Origin of the sequence: Roseofilum capinflatum BLCC-M114 (assembly GCF_030068505.1) — a bacterium.
Lineage (GTDB): Bacteria > Cyanobacteriota > Cyanobacteriia > Cyanobacteriales > Desertifilaceae > Roseofilum > Roseofilum capinflatum.
In genome coordinates this window covers 1-2,842 of sequence record NZ_JAQOSO010000049.1, presented here as the reverse complement: position 1 = coordinate 2,842, position 2,842 = coordinate 1, and the positions used below count along the sequence as shown (strand labels likewise).

Genomic DNA, 2,842 nt, shown 5'->3' with positions numbered 1-2,842 from the left:
GTTTCGTTCCTCAACCCAACCTACACTCTTACTCACAATTTTAAGCTTGCCGGTCTAGTAGGGTGGGCAGTGCCCACCTTACACATTGAGTTACATCATGTCTCATTGTTATTTAAATTGACTATATAGCTAGTCTAAATGAGTTGTACAACGGGAAATGCCCTCTCCCTCAATCCCTCTCCCAAGGGAGAGGGACTTTTTTCCCCTTCTCCCTTCGACTTCGCTCCCTTCGACTTCGCTCAGGGCAAGCAGGACAGCGCCTGCGGGAGAAGGGGGTAGGGGGATGAGGGGCAGCCATTACACAACTCATTTAGGTTTGCTATAACTAGAGATAGGGTGGGCGCTGCCCACCCTATTTCTTTTGTGGGGTTAACTATTAATGAATTATTAATTACGGGTTATTTTTTCCATAATCCAAGCTTAATCCAAGACCGATACAGTCAGAATGGCAAAATCCGATCGCTCAACTGGCTAACCATGACACTCCAACGCAGACAATTTTTATTATTCCTGGGAGCAACCGCGACTACCGTTGCTTGCGGTTCTTTGGGACAACAGGGAGGTTCCGCTTCTGTAACCAGAAGTTCAGCTACGGCAGTTTCCTCCCCTAAAGCTTTAGGCTTAAAGTTCCAACCGGTAAAATATCCTTGTCCCCTATCCTATGAAGGGCTACCGATCAATCGACAGAAGTCTTTGTACAATACCTATGAAGTCGTTGATGATATTGTGCTGCCTGAAGGATACACCTATGATGTGATTGGTTCTTGGGGGGACAAACTCGGCAATTCTCGGTTTGGATATAACAATGATTACCTCTCCTTTATTCCCACGGGGCGAGATACGGGCTTTTTAACCATTAATTTTGAATATGTGAGTGTTCCCACTTGGGAGCAAACCTATCCGATGGTGATGGGTAAATCTCTGCCCTCAAAAGTGCTGCCCGCACTGGAAAAAGCGGGAAGTGATGGCATTAATGCCTTTGAGTTAAGCGATCGCGCTTTGAAGGCTGAATTTTATGAGTTCTTTAAGGAAACCTTAATCGATCAAGGCATTGGCGTGATTTCTCTGCGTCGCGAGGCCAATGGGCAATGGGTGCGAACCTATTCCCCCCAAGACCGCCGGATTACCGGGATCTCTGGCTTAGAGGATGGCAACTATCTGCGAGCAACTGGCCCCGCCGTGAGTATTTTCCGGAAGCGTCAGGGCATGGGTTATATTGATACCCTGAGCGATAAAATTATTGGTACATTTAATAATTGTGCTGGGGGAACCAGTCCTTGGGGTACGGTCTTCAGTGCGGAAGAGAATTTCCAGAATTTTGTCCCGGAAGGGGTTTATGCCGATGGTACGTCTTTGCATCCCAAGGAAAAACCGGTTAAACGCGATGAGTTTGATGGCCAAGGGAACCCCTTTGGGTTAGCAGGAAATAAGTATGGTTGGATGGTGGAAGTTGATCCAGCCAATGGTAATGATTATGGAACTAAGCATACTTGGTTAGGACGGTTCCGCCATGAAGCGGTAGGTATTCGGGCCGAAGCGGGTAAACCGTTGGTGGTGTATTCTGGATGCGATCGCCGGGGGGGTCATGTCTACAAGTTTGTCAGTACAGGACTGGTGCGTAATCCCCAGGATAAAGCCAACTCGCGCCTCCTCAATGATGGAATGCTGTATGCGGCTAAATTTAATGGGGATGGAACCGGATCTTGGATTGCCCTAAAAGCCGATACTCCCGTCAATCCTGACCTGCCGAGCGACTATCATGGCGGTATGATTCCCCTACCGAATCGCGATCGCACCCAAGGAGGATTTGAAAAAATCGAACAGGATGGGGCGATCGCCGTCTTCAAGCAAAAATTCCCCACCCTCGGCGACCTGTACCACGGCAATACCCCAGAAGAAGTGCAAGGAGCCATCCTTATTGATGCTCACTTCGCCGCTAACGCAGCCGGAGCCACCTGTACCGCTCGCCCCGAAGATACCATGATCCGTCCGGGAGATGGGGCACTCTTCATCGCCTTCACCTCCGGTAGTCCCGGCGGAGATGGGGGGGCCCATAAAGCCGTCTTCTCCAACTCCAAAGGAGAAAGTCACGAACACGGCTGGATCATGCGTCTGGAAGAAACCGGTAACGATCCCGCCTCCATGACCTTCCGGTGGGACAACTTCGCCATGGGTGGAGAAGCCACCGAAGGCGGAATGGGCTTTTCTAACCCGGATAACCTGGAATTTGATGCCCAAGGCAACCTGTGGATGGTTACCGATATGTCTACCTCTAAGCACAATAGTCCCGTGCCGGCTGGCCGGGTTGATGAACAACGCAACTATATCAGTCAATCCAGTTTGCGGGGTATTTTTGGCAACAATTCCGTGTGGTATATTCCCCTCTCTGGCGAACATGCAGGGGAAGCCTATCCCTTTGCCCTCTCTCCCATGGAAACCGAATCCTGTGGCCCGTTCTTCACAGAGGATCGCAAAACCCTATTTCTGGCGATTCAACACCCTGGAGAACTCTATGGAATGCGGCAAAATATGGCATCCGAAACCCGTGAGTTTTCTATGATGACCACCGATGGCCAAGAGTTCATGCAAACGCGCACCGTGCCTCTGGGATCTAACTGGCCGGGTAAAGGGCCCAATGATCCGCCTAAACCCTCTGTGGTGGCGATACGTCGGGTGAATAATCAAGCCCTAATTTAAGCAAAGTTTGTTCTCACAGCTTACCCATTACCTGTTACCTATTACCCCTCTTCTGTCACTCTGGGAAATTCTTACGAATTTCCCAGAGTGACAGCCCGCGATCGCGAAGCGTTTCATGTCGGCGACAGCCGAAAACGGAGTTTTA

At 50.0% G+C, this 2,842-nt stretch carries 1 protein-coding gene; it reads left to right on the top strand.

The genetic code is table 11. The features are described from left to right. The first annotated feature begins 477 nt into the window (after window positions 1–477). Window positions 478–2,697: a PhoX family protein gene (locus PMG25_RS09130; protein ID WP_347178791.1), complete on the top strand. Its 2,220-nt coding sequence runs from the start codon at window positions 478–480 to the stop codon at window positions 2,695–2,697. Window positions 2,698–2,842 lie beyond the last annotated feature (145 nt).

Coding starts and splice junctions, on each gene's coding strand:
- PMG25_RS09130 (WP_347178791.1), top strand. CDS start 478: ATGACACTCCAACGCAGACAATTTTTATTATTCCTGGGAGCAACCGCG.